Source organism: Faecalibacterium hattorii (genome assembly GCF_003287455.1).
GTDB classification, from domain to species: Bacteria; Bacillota; Clostridia; order Oscillospirales; family Ruminococcaceae; genus Faecalibacterium; species Faecalibacterium hattorii.
The window spans coordinates 1-18132 of record NZ_PRLC01000006.1; the positions used below are offsets into that span (position 1 = coordinate 1).

Here is an 18132-nt window from a genome sequence, read left to right on the forward strand (position 1 = left end):
GTGAGAGGCCTTGGCAGTCCGCAAAGTTTGCAGTTCAGCACTTTACGCCCTGCTGCCGCAAAGGAGCCGAAGGCGCTGCGCGGAGACTTCACGCCTTTGCCAAGGGCTCCCCCTTTGGGAAAGACTCCCTCCGGCCGGAGGGAGATGTCGCATATGCGACAGAGGGAGGACAGCTGGCGCGAAGCGCCTGAGAGGGCGAGCCCGGCAGAGGCGGCGCAGGGCGTAGGTTTAGATAGTGCATATGATGGGGCAGACTGCGCCCCGGTTTAGCTGATGCTTACGATGGGATAGACTTCCGAAAGGCTTGATCTAAACTTACGCGGTGCGTTCTTGTCAGCGTGCTTGCCCTCTCCGTCATCGCTCCGCGATGCCACCTCTCCCAAAGTGAGAGGCCTTGGCAGTCCGCCAAGTTTCCGGTTTTATACTTTACGCCCTGCTGCCACAAAAAGAGCCGTCAGGCGCTGCACTCAGACTTCACGCCTTTGCCAAGGGCTCCCACTTTGGGGGAGCTGGCGCGAAGCGCCTGAGAGGGCGAGCCCGGCAGAGGCGGCGCAGGGCGTAGGTTTAGATAGTGCGAATGATGTGGCAGACTTCGCCCCGGTTTAGCTGGCGCTTCCTATAGGACCCCTATTTTACATAAAATTTCAAAAAAGGCTTGCAAATAGTCCGTAAAAGAGGTATAATCCTACTCGCAGCAGCTTTCACCGCTGTAAAGCTCTGAATAAAGATGCCTCTTTAGCTCAGTCGGTTAGAGCACCTGACTGTTAATCAGGGTGTCGCCTGTTCGAGTCAGGCAAGAGGCGCCAGTAATTTGGGCGGCGGGTTTTTGATCCGCCGCCCTTTTTTATCGGTGTGGGCTGTAACCATTCTGTTTCTTTTTTCACATTTTTTTCAAAATTAACGGTTTCTTAAAAAATGTCCTCTTGAAGAAGCTGTCAGATTGTGGTATACTGCACCTAAGCTTTAGGAAGTTTTCCTGAAGCGATGAACCGATCAAAGGGTAGGCGCTCCCTTCTTTTTGATAGCAGCTTGGCCTCTGCTTTGCCTTGGTTCTCCGCAGGGCAGGGCAAAGCAGAGGGCTATGCGCTGCTTTTTGAGAGCGAAGAACCTTTCTCCTGCGTCAAAATCTGCTGAAGATGCTCTGCATTTGCGGTGCGCACAAAGTTTTGCTTGTGTATTTGACCGTATTGTGCTAGAATATGGGAGGCAGTTTTGAATATTAGAAAGTTGAAGAGAGATCGTTTCCCATTGGTTGTCGGTCTCTTGTAAAGGAAACATCTATGCGTTATACCTATGTGCGGCAGCACGACACGACCGACTGTGCAGCTGCCAGTCTCGCAATGGTGTGCCTCCATTACAAAAAGGAAATCACCATCACCCGCTTACGCGACATGATGGGTACCGACATGAAGGGCACGAACCTCGTGGGTCTGCAGAAAGCCGCCAATGAGATGGGCTTCAACACGGCAGCTGTCCGTGTGGACCGCGAGAACTTTTTAAGTGATTTTACGCTTCCCTGTATCGCACAGGTCATTACGGATCAGGGCATGACACACTTCGTGGTGGTCTTCAAAAAGACCACCATCAAGGACGACACCGCCCGCCACAAGCATGTGCAGCAGGAAGAGGAACGCAAGGCCGATAAGACCAAGAAGTATAAATGCAAGGACACCGTGATCATCGGCGACCCGGCAAAAGACCTTGAGAAGATCAGCCTTGATGAGTTCTATAAGAACTTTACCGGCGTGTTGCTGCTGCTGAACCCGACTTCCGAGTTCAAGGGCGGCAAGGCGAAAAAGTCCACCAGTGTCAACGGCACCGCGAAGGACGATGGTAAGGGCAAGGAAGAGTTCAGCTACAAGGAAGGCAAGCACCGCATGTTGAAGCGGTACATCGACCTGTTGTGGCCGCAAAAGAAACTCTTTTTCTACGCTATCCTCAGTTCGGTGATCCTGACGGTGATCGGCATCGTCTCCACAGTGTTCAACAAGGCGCTGATGGACGAGGTGCTCCCGTACGGATTGAAGAACTTGCTCGTCTCCTTGATCATCGTGTTCAGCGTGGTCAACCTCACCAGCAACCTGCTCAGCACGGTTCGCGAGTGGATCTTGATCTTCCTGTCCATCAAGGTAGACATCCCGTTGATGATGGGCTACTTCGAGCATGTGTACAAACTGCCGATGAAGTTCTTCGCAACGCGGAAGACCGGCGAGATCACCACCCGCTACTCCGATGCAAGCACCATCAAGTCCGTTCTGACCAGCATGGCGATGAGTATCGTCATGGACGTGGTCATGGCGCTGGGTGTGGGCGTCGTGCTGTTCCGGATGAACTCCACGCTGTTCTCCCTCACCTTGTTCAGCACCGCGCTGAGCTTCCTGCTCGTCATCATCTTCAAGCAGCCGTACAAGCGGATCAATGAAGAAACGATGCAGCAGTCGGCGATCCTGAACAGCCAGATGATCGAGAGTCTGCGCGGCATTGAGACCATCAAGTGCAATGCGTGCGAAGACCGCGAACTGGAAGCGCTGGAACGGGAGTACATCAAGAGCCTGAAGATCAGCCTCCGGTCCAGCAAGATCAGCACCGGGCAATCCCTGATCTCCACCGTTATCACCACGGTGCTGGGCATGGTCACGACCTATGCCGGTATCATGCAGGTGCTGAACGGCGACCTGACGCTGGGCGGTTACATGGCGTTCAGCACGCTTTCGGGCTACTTTACTTCTCCGGTGAGCGACCTGATCGGGATGCAGATGTCGATTCAGGAAGCTGATATCTCTATGAAGCGTCTGACCGAGATCATGGACTACGAGTCCGAGCAGTCGGAAGACGAGGAGCACACCGAGATGGAGCAGATCGAGGGCGACATCGAGTTCAAGGATGTTACCTTCCGGTATGGCAACCGCAACCCCGCACTGAACCACATCTCCTTCACGATCCCGCAGGGCAAGAAGGTGGCGCTGGTGGGCAGCAGCGGCAGCGGCAAGTCCACCATCACCAAGCTCCTGCTCAAGTATTATGAGCCGGAGAGCGGCGAGATCGATGTGAATGGCATCAACCTCGACGAGTACACCAACGCATCGGTGCGCCGCGCGATCTCTTACGTTCCGCAGAATGTCGAGCTGTTCAGCAAGACTCTGTTTGAGAATATCCGCATTTCCAACCCGAACGCCACCATGGAACAGGTGAAGGAAGCAGCGAAGAAGGCCGATGCACACGAGTTCATCCGCAAGCTGCCGCTGCAGTACAACACCTACTTGGAGGAAGCCGGCAACGGCCTGTCCGGCGGTGAGAAGCAGCGGATCGCTCTGGCACGAGCTTTCCTGAAGGACTCGAACCTCTATATTCTGGACGAATCGACCAGCAGTCTGGATTTTGGCACAGAGAACACCATCTTTGACATGATCTACAACCAACTGGCTGATAAGTCGATGCTCATTGTGGCCCACCGCCTGTCCACCATCCGCGATTGTGACCTGATCTTGGTCATGGATCACGGCGAGATCGTGGAGCGCGGCACCCATGAGGAGCTGCTGGAGAAAAAGGGCAAGTATTACGAGCTTTGGAACCTCCAGCAGGGCATCTTCCGCCATAAGAAGGAAGCGCCCAAACCCGTGGCAGCGGCCGTTGTCGAGGAAGATGACGACGGTGAGGAGGCCATTACTTATTAAGTTGCAATCGAGTGCGCACTCGATTACATAAAAACGGCTTTTGGAAGGTTGCGCAGCCGGAAAAAAGCCTCAAATTCGATTCAATCATTTGAAGGGAGTAATTCATTATGATGATGCCTGCAAACTACTCTGTTATCGCAGAGAACGAGCTGTCCTATGTCGAGGGCGGCGCATCCTTTATCGACTGGGTTGGCGATCGCACTGCTACCGTTTGGACTGCTGCTAACGTCAAGACCTTCAACACCAACGTTGTGACCATCGTTGGCAACGCTTTCGTTGACGACATGGTCCACAACACTCTGGGCTATGTCTTCGGCGGCAACGCTAACTGGAAGGGCATTGGCGATGCTTTCAAGGGCTTCTTCGTTGCTAAGAACAAGAACGTCGGCGACTCTATTGCTCACACTCTGGGCAATGTTGCTGCTGTTTACCTGCTGGGCAACACCACTGTTGCTAACAAGGCTGGCGACGTGAAGCTGAAGGCTGGTAGCCCCGCTTCCAAGACCTTCTCCTACCTCGGCGAGGATGGCAATTGGAAAGAGATTTTCAAGGTCGTTGGCTAATTTGGCTTAACAACTAAATAGAAAGAGTATTTCATTTGCACCGCCCTACTTGTTAGGCGGGGCTGATGACAATGCCTCGTAATGGTGTGCCAGGAGGCGTGAGCCTTCTGGCACACCTTATTTTTATAGCGTCACTTATTATGTGCCCCGCAACGCTCCGCGCCCGGTGAGGGCTTTGTCGTAAACCGGATGCAACGGCGGGGAGGGGCGGTAATAGGTGATCGTGTGTGGAAAAATAAAACCATTTGCTCTATCGCAAGTGCTATCTGTCCTATCGCAAGTGTAAGCTGCTCCATCGCAAGTGCAATCTAAACGGACGCGGTGCGCCGCCGTGAGCGGGCTTGCCCTCTCCGTCATCGCTTGCGCGATGCCACCTCTCCCAAAGTGAGAGGCCTTGGCAGTCCGCCAAGTTTGCAGTTCGGTACTTTACGCCCTGCTGCCGCAAAGGAGCCGTCAGGCGCTACGCGGAAACTTTCCGCCTTTGCCAAGGGCTCTCCCTTTGGGAGAGCTGGCGCGAAGCGCCTGAGAGGGCAAGGACGCTGACGGGGAGACGACTGGTTGGTTTAGATGACGCTTACGATGGGGCAGACTTCCGAAAGCCTCAATCTAAACTGACGCGGTACGTTCTTGTGAGCGGGCTTGCCCTCTCCGTCATCGCTTCGCGATGCCACCTCTCCCAAAGTGAGAGGCCTTGGCAGTCCGCCGAGTTTTCGGTTTAATACTTTACGCCCTGCTGCCGCAAGGGGAGCCGTCAGGCGCTGCGCTCAGACTTCACGCCTTTGCCAAGGGCTCCCACTTTGGGGGAGCTGGCGCGAAGCGCCTGAGAGGGCGAGGACGCTGGCGGGGAGACTTCGCCTCAGTTTAGCAGATGCGTATGATAGGGCAGACCCAAGAAACGGCAGAAAGGGGCATTTTTGTGAAGGAAACCACGGTTGTGAAAAACAACAAAATGCTTCCGGTTGCCCGAAGATTGCGCCGTGAAATGACCTTATCAGAGCAACACCTTTGGTTTCGCTTTCTGCGCTCCTACCCAGTAAAAATCTACAAACAGCGGATCATTGAATCTTTTGTGGTAGATTTTTACTGTGCGGAAGCACGATTGGTTATTGAATTGGACGGCTTACAGCATTATACTGAACAGGGGAAGGCTTACGACGAAGAGCGGAGCCAGATCCTGCGCGAGTATGGCTTGAAGGTATTGCGCTTTTCCAACCGCGAGGTGGAACAGCAGTTCGATGTGGTGTGCGAGAAAATCCATCAAGAGATTCAAGCGAGGGTGTAGGATAACAATTTCCCCTTTCCCACAGACGATCACCCATTACCATAAAATCTAATGAAACAGGTGGACAAAACGATGAGAGAAATTCAAGTTGCAGAACACAAGACCCTGAAGCTGACCAACGTGTTGGCGCGGAAGGTGGACGGCAGCGAGCTGGGCAACCTGCCCGTGGTGCTGACCCAGATGCAGAACTTTATCCGCAGCCACAACGCCATGCCCGTTGGCCCCATCATCCAGTGCGTTAAAATGCGCACCGGCCCCAACCCCACGGCGGACATCTACTTTATGCAGCAGGTCAACCAGTTGATCACCCGGCTGGACCCCGGCTACGAGATGGACGCGGTGCTGCGTGTGCGCAACTGCCTCTACGCCCACTATGTCGGCCCCATGGATCACAGCAGCCTCGCCAGCCAGAAGCTCGACATCTATGCCTTTGAGAACGAGATCGAGCGCACCGGCGATGTGTACAGCATCTATGTCAATCAGGACGAAGACGAAGGCGTGCTTGACGTCTTTATGGAGACCAAATAATTATGACGACCATTCAGAATCTTTCCGATCTGCAGGATCGCCGCATCATGATGGAGAAAAAGCTGCCGCCCTTCGGCTATGCGATGATCCTCCTCGTGGCATTCCTGCTGGTGTTCCTGACCATCTGGAGCACCAAGAATTACCGCACCTACGTCAGCCAGTCGGTCGGCACCGTGCAGGCAAGCAATAAAACCTACATCATGTCCAGCTACTCCGGCACCCTGACCGAGCTGAACGTCTCTGAGGGTAGCTACGTCAACGAGGGCGACCTCATTGCCCACATCAAGAGCACGGACATCGATATGCAGACCGACGGCTACAAGAGCCAGCTGGAGATCTACGAAAAGCAGAAGTCCCAGTACGAGAAGCTGCTCAAGTCCATTCAGGACGACAAGAACTACTTCAGCGAGACGGATATCGACGATCAGCCGTACTATTATCAGTACGAGAACTACAAGAGCCAAGTACAGCAGAAGGCCTTTGACGCTTCGCCCTATCAGGCCGCGGGCTACTCCGAGGAGCAGATCAAGGCCCTGATGGAGCAGAACCAGAGCGAGATCGAGTCACTGTACTACTCCACTTTGCAGTCGGTGACCGCGAACCTGACCAGCGTTCAGGCCAACATCGACAACCTGCAGACCCAACTGGACGCACTGGAAAGCGGCGCGAACGATTACTATATCTATGCCCCCACCTCCGGCGTCATCCACATGGACACCCCCTACAAGGAGGGCATGGTGCTGAGCGCCGGTTCCGCGCTGGCCACCGTCGCCAGCGAGAACAGCGACCTTGAGGTGGTGGCGGCCCTGACCGTCAGCGACCGGCCCCTCGTCAACGTGGGCGACCCATGCAAGATCGCCATCACCGGCCTGTCCGAGTATTCCTACGGCAACCTGACCGGCACCGTCACTTCCATCGACAGCGATGTGACCTCCAGCACGTCCGGCTCCTACTACAAGATGACCATCAAGCCCAACAGCACCTATGTGGTGAGCAACGGCGGCGACAAGGTCGATCTGGCCAACGGCATGAGCGTGACCGCCCGTGTCGAGTACGACGAGCTGACTTACTTCGACTACGTGATGGAGGCTCTGGGCGTTTTGTTCCGTTAAACAGCGTCCGTAAACCAACGCCCAAAGAGGTACGATAGAATGAAATTGAACCCGAAACAGTTGGCCGTAAGCGCCGCGCTGCTCACCCTGCTGGCCGCAGGGGCCGCGCTGCCCGCCACAGCCGCCAGCCCCATTTCTGCTCCCGCGGCCATCACCTTCCCGTGGAGCGTCGTCGCCACCGAGAGCGTGGAGACCGGCGATTATGCCGCCTCCATGACCGTGGGCACCGCGCAGCAGCTTTCGCCGGTGGTCACCCCCGCCAAGGCCGCGAAGCGCAACGGCGTCAGCTACGTTTCCGATAACCCGAACATCGTCTCGGTGACGGAGGACGGCGTGGTACAGGCCGTCGGCCTCGGCACGGCCCAGATCACGGCCACCTGCGGCGGCGTGAGCTGCACCTATGCCATCACCACCCAGCCCGACAGCACGATGATCGCCACCGAGATGGACATCACGCTGGCGTCCAGCACCATCGCGGTGGGCGATCACACCAACGTCTCGCTGGCGGTCCTGCCCACTACGGCGGCAAATTACATCAATGTGACGCTGACTTCTTCCGACCCCAGCGTGGCCACCGTCAACAACTTCGGCAAGGTGACGGGCATCGCCCCCGGCAAAGCGACCATCACGGCTTCCACCGGCGATGTGAGCTGCTCGGCGACGGTCACGGTGGTGGCGGCGCCCAGCTCCAGTACCGGCGCGGCGGAGTCCCTCTCCCTGAACACGAACTACCTCGTGCTCAAGCCGGGCGCGTCCGGCAAGATCACCGGCTCGGTGGCACCCTCCACGGCGTCCCAGTCCCTGACCTTCACCAGCCGCGATAAGAGCATCGCCACCGTCAGCGCCAGCGGCGTTGTTACCGGCGTTTCCACCGGTGCGACCTCCGTGGTCGTCTCCAACGGCACGGTCTCTTCGTCGGTGACGGTCATCGTCAACCGCACGGCGTCTTCCAGCAGCAACGGCGGCACCGCCGACGGCGACGGCACCGAACCCGCCGACGGCGACCCCATCGTGAACGCCATCGAGAATGCGGCGTCGGACACCATCTCCTACCCGCAGGAGCAGGTGCCGGTGATCACCACCGAGATGCTCAACGCCCTGCGCACCACGGGCCGCACCCTCGTGCTCGACGCCAAGGACTACACCCTGACCGTGGACGGCAGCGCTATCCGCAACACCACCAGTGAGATCGCCACCGCGCTGACCTTTACGCAGGACGAGAACGGCCTCCGCTTTACCCTGAACGACGGCGGCGAGATGCCCTGCGGGGTGCAGATCGCCCTGACCGGGGAGAATGCAGCCTACAGCCGCCTCTACCTACACAACAGCGTCAGCGGCAAGTGGCAGTTCCTGAACAGCTACAAGGACGGCGTCCTCCACGCCGATGTGGCGGGCGAGTACCTGCTGACGAACCAGAATCTGCGGTTCACCAGCATCAACTGGACCTTCTTCATCGGGGCCGGTGTAGTGGTCGTCGCCTGTCTGATCGCCTATATCGCGGTCAAGAAGCGGTATTGGTTCTGGTAAGATCGTACGTTAAAACGAAAAACTCCCGGACGAAGTGTCCGGGAGTTTTTGCGTAGAGGGGAATCCTTACTTCGATTCAATCGTGCCTTCGCCGTCCAGCGCTTCCTCCAGCGTGTGCCACGCGAGGACCGCGCACTTGACGCGGGCGGGAACATGGGCGATGCCCTGCAGCGCGGCGGCGTCTTCGAGGTCGTCGAGCTGCTCCGGGGTGATCTTGCCCTTGATCATATCAAAATACAGGCCGATGAGGCGGCGTGCGTCCTCCACGGTGCGGCCCTTCACGAGGTCGATCATCAGGGAGGCCGACGCTTGGGAGATGGCGCAGCCGGTGCCGATGAACCCGGCGTCCTCAATGACGCCGTCCTTGACCCGCAGCTGAAGGGTGATGTCGTCGCCGCAGCTGGGGTTGACGCCCTCAAGGCTGTGGGTGGCCCCCTCGACGGGGTGGCGGTTCTCCTTGCTGCGGCTGTTTTCGGTAATGATCTGGGTGTAAAGCTCGTTCAGATTCATAAACCCATCACCTTTCGTACATTTTCGAGATTGTTCAGCAGCGCGTCGATGTCTTCCGGCGTGTTGTAGATGGCCACGCTGGCGCGGCAGCAGGAGCCGATGCCGAGGAAGTCCATCAGGGGCTGGGCACAGTGGTGCCCGGCCCGGATGGCCACGCCGCCCGCATCCAGAATGGTGGCGACGTCGTGGGGGTGGACGTCCTGCACATTGAAGGACACCACGCCGAACCGCTTGGCGGCGGTGGGGTCCCCGTACACGGTCAGCCACGGCATATCGGCCATGCCCTTGAGCATCCGCTCCAGCAGGGCGTGCTCGTGATCCATCATGGTCTGCCAGCCGATGTGGTCGATGTAGTCCAGCGCGGCGGCAAAGCCCACCTCGCCGCCCACGTTCCGGGTGCCCGCCTCAAACTTGCGGGGGCCCTCGGCCCATGTGGCGCTGTGCTCATGGACCGCGCCGATCATGTCGCCGCCGCTGAGGAAGGGGGGCATCTTGTCCAGCAGCTCCCTGCGGGCGTAGAGGGCGCCCATGCCCATGGGGGCGTAGAGCTTGTGGGCGGAACAGGCCGCGAAATCCACGTCCAGCGCCTTCACGTCCACGGGCATGTGGGGCGCGCTCTGGGCGCAGTCCAGCACCACGACGGCCCCGACAGCGTGGGCGCGGGCCACGATCTCTTCCACCGGGGCCCGCAGCCCCAATACGTTGGACACCATGCCGATGGCCACGAGCTTGGTCTTGGCGGTGATCTTCCGGTCCAGCTCATCGGTGGTCAGGCGGCCGTCCGGGCCGGGGTAGAGGTACACGAGGGCTGCGCCCGTGGCCTCGGCCACCCGCTGCCACGGCACGAGGTCGGAATGGTGCTCCGCGACCGAGATCACGATCTCGTCGCCCGCGTGCAGGAAGTGGAGCCCGTAGCTGTAGGCCACAAGGTTCAGGGACTCGGTGGTGTTCTGGGTGAAGACGATCTCATCGTCCTCCGCGTGGAAGAACTGGGCCACCCGGTGCCGGGCCCCCTCGTGGGCGTCGGTGGCCCGCATGGCGAGGTCATACACGCCCCGGTGGGGGTTGGCGTTGTCGTGGGTGTAGTAGCGGGTCACGGCGTCCAGCACCTGCGTGGGGTGCTGGGTGGTGGCGGCGCTGTCCAGATAAACGAGCCGGGTGCCGTTTTCGTCGGCGCTCAGGATCGGGAAATCCTTAATCCATGGATTCTGCATCGTCGAGCCTCCTTGCTGCCGCCTCGCGCACTTCGTCCTGAAGCGCCGCGAGGGGAATCTTTTCGATGGCCGGGGCAAAGCGGGCGTCCACCATCAGGCGGCGTGCCTGTTCCTCGGAAAGGCCGCGGGAGCGCAGGTAGTAGAGCTTGGCCTCATCCAGCCGCCCGATGGAGGCAGCGTGCTGGCCCTCGACTTCTTCTTCGCCGCAGAGGATCAGCGGCGCGGTGCGGTTGCGGGCGGCGGGGCTGAACAGCAGCACGTCCTCGCTCTCGTGGCCGACGCTGCGCTTGGCACCCCGGCGGAAGTCGATGGTGCCGCGCAGGATCTTATCGGCATGGCCGGTCAGGACGCCGGCAGTGTGCATCTCGCACAGGGTGTCCTTGGCGGTGTGAACGGAGACATCGTTGTAATCCAGCACGGCGTCGCCGCTGCCGAAGTAGACGGCATCAAGGTCGTACTCGCTCTTGGAAGCGGCGAGCTGTGCCTTGGCACCGCATGCCGAGAGGGCACCGCCCAGCTCGATGCGCACCTGCTCCACCTTGGCGCTCTTGGCTTCCTCGATGGCGACGGCGTTCCAGCGGCGGGCGTGGGAACCCAGCAGCTGCACCTGCACCAGCTTGACGTGGGCGTTCTCGCCCGCGCGGATGCGGGTGAGGGAAGCGGCGGCACCGTTTTCCGCGTCGCCCCGCACCACCTGCACCACGGTCAGGCTGCTGCCCGCCTTGGCGTCCACGGAAAGGACGCTCAGGGCGTTGGGGTGGGCAGCGTCCAGCGTGACCTCAAAGAGGGCGGGCGCTTCCACCTTGGTATCTTCGGCCACTGTCAGCGCATGGCGGACGGTGGCATTTTCCAGCAGATAGGTATCGACGGCCTCGCCCATGCCGCTCTCCGAAAAGGCGGTGAAGTCGTTCTCGGCTTCGCCGACCCCGGCGGGCAGGGTGAAGGCGATGTTCGCTTCACCCCAGTCGTCGCCGGGGATCTCCGGCAGCGCCGCTGCTTTGGGAGCGCTGTTGACGCCGCACTGGTTCCAAGTAGGAACCGGCAGACGATTCATGTTCAAGTCATTCATAACACTTCCGGCCCTCCTTTCAGCCGATGCTACCCTTCATTTCGAGGTGGATGAGGTTGTTCATCTCCACCGCGTACTCCACGGGCAGCTCCTTGGCAATGGGTTCTGCAAAACCGCCCACGATGAGGGCGCGGGCATCCTCTTCGCTCAGGCCGCGGCTCATCAGGTAGAAGACCGCTTCCTCGCTGATGCGGCCGATCTTGGCTTCGTGGCCCACATCCACCGCGTCGCAGCGGATGTCCATCTCCGGGATGGTGTCGGAGCGGGAGCGGTCGTCCAGCATCAGGCTCTCGCAGGAGACGGCGCTGCGGCTGTTCTTCGCGCCCGGCAGCACCGTGACGGAGCTGCGGAAGTTCGAGATGCCACCGTCCCGCGCGATGGACTTGGTCGTGATGTGGGAACTGGTGTTGGGGGCCGCGTGGACCACCTTGGCACCGGTGTCGAGGTCCTGCCCGGCACCCGCAAAGGTGATGCCGGTGAACTCCATCCGGGCACCCTCGCCCGCCAGAATGCTCATGGGGTAGAGGCAGGAGGTATGGGAGCCGAAGGAACCGGAGACCCATTCGATCGTGCCGCCCTTTTCCACCTTGGCGCGCTTGGTGTTCAGGTTGTACATGTTCTTCGACCAATTCTCAATGGTCGAGTAGCGGACGCGGGCGTTCTCGCCCACGTAAATTTCCACGCAGCCCGCATGGAGGTTGGCCACGTTGTACTTCGGGGCCGAGCAGCCTTCGATGAAGTGGAGGTAGGCACCCTTGTCCACGATGATGAGGGTGTGCTCGAACTGGCCCGCACCGGGGGCGTTCAGGCGGAAGTAGGATTGCAGCGGGATCTCCACATGCACCCCGGCGGGAACGTACACGAAGGAGCCGCCGCTCCACACCGCCCCGTGCAGGGCCGCGAACTTGTGGTCGGTGGGGGGCACCAGCTTCATGAAGTGGCTCTTGACCATGTCGGCGTAGGGGCCGGTGAGGGCGCTTTCCATGTCGGTGTAGACGACGCCCTGCGCGGCCACCTCTGCTTTGACGTTGTGGTAGACCACCTCGGAGTCGTACTGCGCACCCACGCCGGCCAGCGAAGCCCGCTCGGCCTTGGGAATGCCCAAGCGCTCAAAGGTGTTCTTGATGTCCTCCGGCACCTCGCTCCACTTGCCCCGCATCTCGGTGTTGGGGCGGACGTAGGTGACGATATTGCGCATATCCAGCCCTTCGATGGAAGGGCCCCAGTTCTGCACCGGCATCTTGTTGTAAATTTCAAGGCTCTTCTGGCGGAACCCACGCATCCACTCCGGGTCGTGCTTTTCCTCGGAAATTTTGGCCACGATGTCGGGTGTCAGGCCGGAATTTACCTCAAAGGCGGCGTTTGCGGCGTCCTTGATGTCGTAAATGCTGCGGTCCACTTCGGCAACATCGGTCTTTTCGGTCTCAAAGGCTCTCATTTCGCTTCGTCCTCCTTCAGCGCGTGGAAGCCCTCCTCGATGATCTCGTTCACAAGGCTGCCATCGCCGGTGCGCACGATGCGGGCATCGTCCAGCACATGCACAAAATCCACCTTCAGGCCCTCAAGGATCTTGGCGTTGTGGGTGATGATGAGGAGGGCGTTCTCCTCGTTGTGGTAAGCGCGGACGCCCTGCGCCACGGTCTTTACGGCGTCCACGTCAAGGCCGGAGTCCGTTTCGTCCAGCAATGCCAGCTTCGGCTTGAGCATGAGGAGCTGCAAGATCTCGCTCTTCTTCTTCTCGCCGCCGGAGAAGCCCACGTTCAGGTAGCGCTCGGCATAGCTGGGGTCCATGCCAAGGGCCTCCATCTGCTGTGCCAGCTCCTTGCGGAAGGCGAAGACCTTGACGGGCTTGCCGGTGATGGCACCCTGTGCGGTGCGCAGGAAATTTTCCAGCGTGATGCCGGGGATCTCCTCCGGCGTCTGAAAGGAAAGGAACATGCCCAGCTTTGCGCGGACGTCCGCGCTCTCGTGGGTCACATCCTGCCCGCGGAAAACAATGCTGCCGCGGGTGACGGTATAGCGGGGATCGCCCATCAGGGCGCTCATCAGGGTGGATTTGCCCGCGCCGTTGTGGCCCATCAGAACATGGGTCTCACCGGGGTTGACGGTCAGGTTCAGGCCGTCCAGAAGCACCTTCTGCTCCTCGCCGACCGTGACCTGTAAATCTTTGACTTCCAGCAGGGGACTGCTCATAGGATCTACCTCCTTGTAACGCAATACCGCACGCACTCTCAATTCAGAGTGGTGTGGTAGGATAACTCTCGACCTTTATACTATACCAACTTTCTAGGAATTGCAAGGGGTGTCAAAAAAGATTAACACTCTTCGGCGCTTATACCAAGAAACGGTGGAGAACTTTCGGCCCCCTTTGTGCAGGGTGAAGGGCGATAAGAAAGAGCGGGAACTCTGTGCCGCACACAGGGTCCCCGCTCTTTTCTCAGTTTTCGTTACAGTTTCCGGTAGCCGGAAGGCTCATCGTCCTTGCAGCGGCGTTCCATCAAAAGGGTGTCCAGCCAGCGGCCGTGGCAGTCCCGCGCGATCCGCTCACGGCGGCCCACAAGGCGGAAGCCGCATTTCAGGTGCAACCCCTTGGAGGCGGCGTTGTCCTGCAGGACGGTGGATTGCAGCGTCCAGTACCCGGCCTCCTCGGCTTCTTGGCAGAGAGCGTTCAGGAGCTGGGAACCCAGCCCCCGGCCCCGGAAGCGCTCACCAATGTAGATGCTGATCTCGGCCACGCCCCGGTAGCACCAGCGCGGGTCTACCCGGTGCAGGGCGGCCCACCCGGCCAGCACGCCGTCATCCACCACCACAAGGCGGCATTCCTTGGTGTGGGAGGCATCCCACGCGGTATAAGGCGGGCAGTCGGTCTGGAAGGTGGCGTGCTCGGTGGCAATGCCTTCCAGATAGATCTTGGCGACTGCGGACCAATCTTCCGGCGTCATGGGCCGGACTGTGATCTCGTTCATACGTTCCCCTGACCGGAGCCGCAATGCTCCGCATTTCCCTCACAAAATTCCTTCTGACAGCTTCAGTATAGCAGACTTTTCGGCAAAGTACAACGGCTCAGACGGGGCCGGGCAGAGAACCCGGCACTTTGATGCCGAGGCTGCGCAGGCAGGACTGCTTTTCCCGCAGCAGGGGCGCCGCGTCCGGCTTTTCCGGCGCGTGGGCGTCGCAGCCGACGATGACCTGCTCCTTTTTTATGGCAGAAACCTTTCCGAAAAGGATCGGTTGTGATACAATAGAGTAAATATTTTGGGCTGTATTTGCCCGTGCAGAAAATCATTATAGACCACTTCGCGGAAAAATGCAATCCGGGCAGCAGCAAAGGAGCGTACCCATGAAAAAGAGAACGAAGCTGGCGGCGGCGCTGTGCTGTCTTGGCCTGATGATGACGCTGGCGCTGCCTACGTTTGCGGCGGGCACCATCACCACCGAGACCACGATGGGTGAGATCCGCTCGGACCCCCGCGTACAGGCTTCCGGCATCTGGACCTACCAGAAGGCTAACGATGACCCGGAACCGAAAGCCGCAGAGACCACCCTGCGGGACTATGTGGGCGAATCCGTGGCGGACGACTGCGCAAAGATGATAAACGCCCTGCTGGACCGGTACGAAGCGGGCGGGCAGGTAACTTATAAAGTCTACACCGAGGAGGAGATCGCCGCGCAGCCCACCCGGAACGATGTGGAGCTGTATTATCTCCCCGCCGAAACGCCGGGCGGCAAGTATGTCATTGTGATGTCCGGCAATGTGCTGAACAAGACCTCCAACCTCGCCGAGGGCTATGCGACCGCGTGGCAGCTCCACGAGCGGGGATATGCCGTCTTTGTGCTGCGCTACCGCGTCTTCCAAGAGGCAAAAGACAACGCCCCGGTGGATGATCTGGGCCGGGCCGTGCAGTACATCACGGCCCATGCCGAGACCTTCGGCGCCCAGCCGGAAGATTACGCGCTGCTGGGCTATTCCTCCGGTGGCCATCTGGCGGGCATCTTCGGCTCCGAGGCCCACGGCTACCGCAATTATGGCGTCCCCCGGCCCGGTGCGCTGATCTTGGGCTACCCCATTAACGACTTCTTCGAGTATAAGCCGATCTACCATCTGGCGATGGACCCCCACACCCTGCAATCCCGCTATTATGAGTGGACCATCTCCGGCTGCATCACCGACGACTACCCGCCCGTGTTCCACTGGTACGGGATGGATGATTATGTCTTCCCGCTGCTGTGGTATCCGGCTCAGCGCCCGGCACTGAACAAGGCCTTGCAAGCACATCACATCCCCTATGAAGAGCGGCTTTACAAGCGGGCGACCCATGGTGTCGGCACTGGAACGAACACCGACGCAGAAGGCTGGCTCGACGCCGCCGCTGCCTTCTGGGAAGCCCAGACCGCTGAATAACAAAGAAGGAAACCGTACATGACGAACCGGAATCGAATCTTGCGCATCCTGCTGGCTGCATTGGCCCTTCTGGTGGTGCTGGCCCTGCCCGCCTTCGCCGAAGGCAAGAAGGGGGAAGCCAACATCACCCCGCAGACCACCATGAAAGAACTGCGGGAGAACCCCAGCATCAAAGGCTCCGGGCTGTACACCTATGTGTACGTCTGGGAGCGGGACTGCGGCTTTTTGCAGAACAGCAAGGACAACGACACCCTGCAGCAGGTCATCGGCAAGCAGTCGGTCAACAGCTGCGTGGCCGGGATGAATCTCATCATCGAGACCTACAACGCGGGCACGCAGATCACCTATAAGCTCTTCACCCCGGAGGAGATCGCGCAGGACAAGAGCCGCGACCATGTGGAGCTGTATTATTTCCCGGCGGAGCAGCCCAACGCGAAGTACGCGGTGGTGCTTTCCGGCAATGCGCTGTTCTACAGCGGCGAGATGCGGGGCGGTGTTTCGACGGCATGGGAGCTGCACCAGCGGGGCTACGCGGTGTTCGCGCTGCGCTACCGTATCGGCAAGGAGGCCAAGGACAACGCCCCGCTGGAAGACCTTGGCCGGGCCATCCAGTTCATCACCGCCAACGCCGAGACCTTCGGCGTCCGCACCGAGGACTACGCCCTGCTGGGCTATTCCTCCGGCGGGCAGATCACGGGGGTGTTCTGCGGCAAGGAGCTGGGCTACCGGAACTACAATGTGCCCAAGCCCGGTGTGCTGCTGCTGGTCTACCCCATCAACAACTTTTATGAGGCAAAACCGATCTACCACCTGCTGCTGGATACCCACGGCGACGGCCGCCGCTATTACGATCATAACATCTCCGACTGCATAGATGCGGATTACCCGCCCACGTATTTCTGGTACGCGCGGAACGATGTGATGCTGATGGCGTTCAACTATTGGCAGCAGGGCCCCGCGCTGCAACAGGCGCTGGCGGCGAACGGCGTGCCCTATCAGGAGCACGTCTACCGCTGCGCCCAACACGGCGTCGGCATCGGGGAAGGAACTGACGCCGAGGGCTGGATCAAGGAAGCGGTTGCGTTCTGGGAAGCGCACACCGCCCCATAAAACGAAAAAAGGGAGTGGAAACACAAGATGCAGAAAACACGAACCGGCCGGGTGCTGGCGGCCACGCTGGCCCTGCTGGTGGTGCTGGCCCTGCCCGCCTTCGCCGAAGGCAAGAAGGGGGAAGCCAACATCACCCCGCAGACCACCATGAAAGAATTGCGGGAGAACCCCAGCATCGCGGACTCCGGCTTTTATACCTATTCGCAGGATAAGGACTGCCCGCCGGGCCAGCGCCTGTGGGAACGAACCACGCTGGAACAGTACACCAACCGCTATGTGGCCCAAGGCAGCGCCGACGGCATGAACCTCGTCATCGAAAATTACAACGCAGGCGTCAAGGTGACCCACCTGTTCTACACAATGGATGAGATCGCGCAGGACTCCACCAAGGCGAAGACGGCACTGTTCTATTTCCCGGCCAAGGAGGCGGGCGCGAAGTATGCCCTCGTCATCCCCGGCAGCGGCTGGAACGAGAGCGCTGAGCTGGAAGAGGGAGCATGCACTGCGTGGCAGCTGCACGAAATGGGGTATGCCGTCTTCGTGCTGCGCTACCGCATCTGGACGGATGCAGGAGATAACGCCCCGCTGGAGGACATCGGCCGGGCGGTGCGGTACATCACGGAACATGCCGCAGAGTTCGCCATCCAGCCGGAAAACTACGCCATCGTGGGGTATTCGATGGGCGGGCATCTGACCGGGCTGTTCGGCTCCGACGCTGTAGGATACAAAAATTATCAGGTTCCGAAACCGGCGGCGCTGCTGCTGGGATATCCGGTCAACAATATGACGCTGGTGAAAGGGGCATACCGCTTTTTGCAGGACCCCGGCATCCGGGAGCCTCGCTATTACACAATGAATGTTTCGGATTATGTCACCGACGATTTCCCGGCCACGTACCACTGGCATGGGAAGGACGACATCACGCTGTTTGCCCTGAACGCAGCCCAGCAGGAACCAGTGTTGGAAGCAGCCCTTGCAGCACACAATGTGCCGCACAAGTATATCGTGTACGATCATGCACCCCATGTCAGCGGCATCGGCACCGGAACGGATGCCGACGGCTGGCTGTACGACGCGGCGGCATTCTGGGAAGAACAGGCGGCGCAGAATACGGCACAGCAGCCCGCCGCATAACGACGAA

General features: G+C 59.5%; 15 protein-coding genes and 1 tRNA gene. 10 read left to right on the forward strand and 6 right to left on the reverse strand.

Annotated features, from left to right (window positions below; genetic code table 11):
- The first annotated feature begins 729 nt into the window (after positions 1-729).
- The 7 genes from C4N23_RS05230 to C4N23_RS05260 all read left to right on the forward strand — a co-directional run bounded on the left by C4N23_RS05230 (position 730) and on the right by C4N23_RS05260 (position 8686).
- A tRNA-Asn gene (locus tag C4N23_RS05230) sits at positions 730-806 on the forward strand.
- A gap of 474 nt (positions 807-1280) precedes the next feature.
- A complete protein-coding gene (locus C4N23_RS05235; protein WP_112144581.1) occupies positions 1281-3674 on the forward strand; it encodes a peptidase domain-containing ABC transporter in 2394 nt (797 codons plus the stop codon).
- A 107-nt stretch (positions 3675-3781) separates the two neighbouring features.
- Positions 3782-4237: a hypothetical protein gene (locus C4N23_RS05240; RefSeq protein ID WP_112144583.1), complete on the forward strand. Its 456-nt coding sequence runs from the start codon at positions 3782-3784 to the stop codon at positions 4235-4237.
- Between the two features lie 916 nt (positions 4238-5153).
- A complete protein-coding gene (locus tag C4N23_RS05245) occupies positions 5154-5519 on the forward strand; it encodes an endonuclease domain-containing protein (protein ID WP_207657357.1) in 366 nt (121 codons plus the stop codon).
- Positions 5520-5591: 72 nt separating this feature from the next.
- On the forward strand, positions 5592-6047 hold the full coding sequence (locus C4N23_RS05250) for a GyrI-like domain-containing protein (RefSeq protein ID WP_055190398.1): 456 nt from the start codon (positions 5592-5594) through the stop codon (positions 6045-6047).
- Positions 6048-6049: 2 nt separating this feature from the next.
- On the forward strand, positions 6050-7159 hold the full coding sequence (locus tag C4N23_RS05255) for an HlyD family secretion protein (protein ID WP_242852816.1): 1110 nt from the start codon (positions 6050-6052) through the stop codon (positions 7157-7159).
- A gap of 39 nt (positions 7160-7198) precedes the next feature.
- Positions 7199-8686, forward strand: a complete 1488-nt coding sequence (locus tag C4N23_RS05260) for an Ig-like domain-containing protein (protein WP_112144585.1) — start codon at positions 7199-7201, stop codon at positions 8684-8686.
- A gap of 66 nt (positions 8687-8752) precedes the next feature.
- On the opposite strand, the gene sufU is transcribed toward C4N23_RS05260, so the two are convergent.
- The 6 genes from sufU to C4N23_RS05290 all read right to left on the reverse strand — a co-directional run bounded on the left by sufU (position 8753) and on the right by C4N23_RS05290 (position 14445).
- Positions 8753-9196 carry a Fe-S cluster assembly sulfur transfer protein SufU gene (sufU, locus tag C4N23_RS05265; RefSeq protein WP_112144587.1) on the reverse strand — a complete coding sequence of 148 codons (444 nt, stop codon included), beginning with the start codon at positions 9194-9196 and terminating at the stop codon, positions 8753-8755.
- Positions 9193-10410: an aminotransferase class V-fold PLP-dependent enzyme gene (locus tag C4N23_RS05270; protein ID WP_112144589.1), complete on the reverse strand. Its 1218-nt coding sequence runs from the start codon at positions 10408-10410 to the stop codon at positions 9193-9195. Before C4N23_RS05270 ends, sufU begins: the two co-directional genes overlap by 4 nt.
- The gene (locus C4N23_RS05275) at positions 10391-11479 is read right to left on the reverse strand and encodes a SufB/SufD family protein (RefSeq protein ID WP_112144592.1); all 1089 of its coding nucleotides are present in this window, start codon (positions 11477-11479) and stop codon (positions 10391-10393) included. The genes C4N23_RS05270 and C4N23_RS05275 overlap by 20 nt, the downstream gene beginning before the upstream one ends.
- A 19-nt stretch (positions 11480-11498) precedes the next feature.
- Positions 11499-12917 carry a Fe-S cluster assembly protein SufB gene (gene sufB / locus C4N23_RS05280; protein ID WP_112144595.1) on the reverse strand — a complete coding sequence of 473 codons (1419 nt, stop codon included), beginning with the start codon at positions 12915-12917 and terminating at the stop codon, positions 11499-11501.
- Positions 12914-13672: a Fe-S cluster assembly ATPase SufC gene (sufC, locus tag C4N23_RS05285; protein WP_055190413.1), complete on the reverse strand. Its 759-nt coding sequence runs from the start codon at positions 13670-13672 to the stop codon at positions 12914-12916. The genes sufB and sufC overlap by 4 nt, the downstream gene beginning before the upstream one ends.
- A 254-nt stretch (positions 13673-13926) precedes the next feature.
- The gene (locus C4N23_RS05290) at positions 13927-14445 is read right to left on the reverse strand and encodes a GNAT family N-acetyltransferase (RefSeq protein ID WP_112144597.1); all 519 of its coding nucleotides are present in this window, start codon (positions 14443-14445) and stop codon (positions 13927-13929) included.
- A 374-nt stretch (positions 14446-14819) separates the two neighbouring features.
- On the opposite strand from C4N23_RS05290, the gene C4N23_RS05295 reads away from it, so the two are divergent.
- The 3 genes from C4N23_RS05295 to C4N23_RS05305 are packed head-to-tail and all read left to right on the forward strand — an operon-like array spanning position 14820 to position 18125.
- Positions 14820-15881: an alpha/beta hydrolase gene (locus C4N23_RS05295; protein ID WP_181567075.1), complete on the forward strand. Its 1062-nt coding sequence runs from the start codon at positions 14820-14822 to the stop codon at positions 15879-15881.
- Between the two features lie 18 nt (positions 15882-15899).
- Positions 15900-16991, forward strand: coding sequence for an alpha/beta hydrolase (locus C4N23_RS05300; RefSeq protein ID WP_242983729.1), 1092 nt, complete (start codon positions 15900-15902; stop codon positions 16989-16991).
- A gap of 27 nt (positions 16992-17018) precedes the next feature.
- Complete coding sequence (locus C4N23_RS05305; protein ID WP_112144600.1) at positions 17019-18125, forward strand: alpha/beta hydrolase; 1107 nt, start codon at positions 17019-17021, stop codon at positions 18123-18125.
- Positions 18126-18132 lie beyond the last annotated feature (7 nt).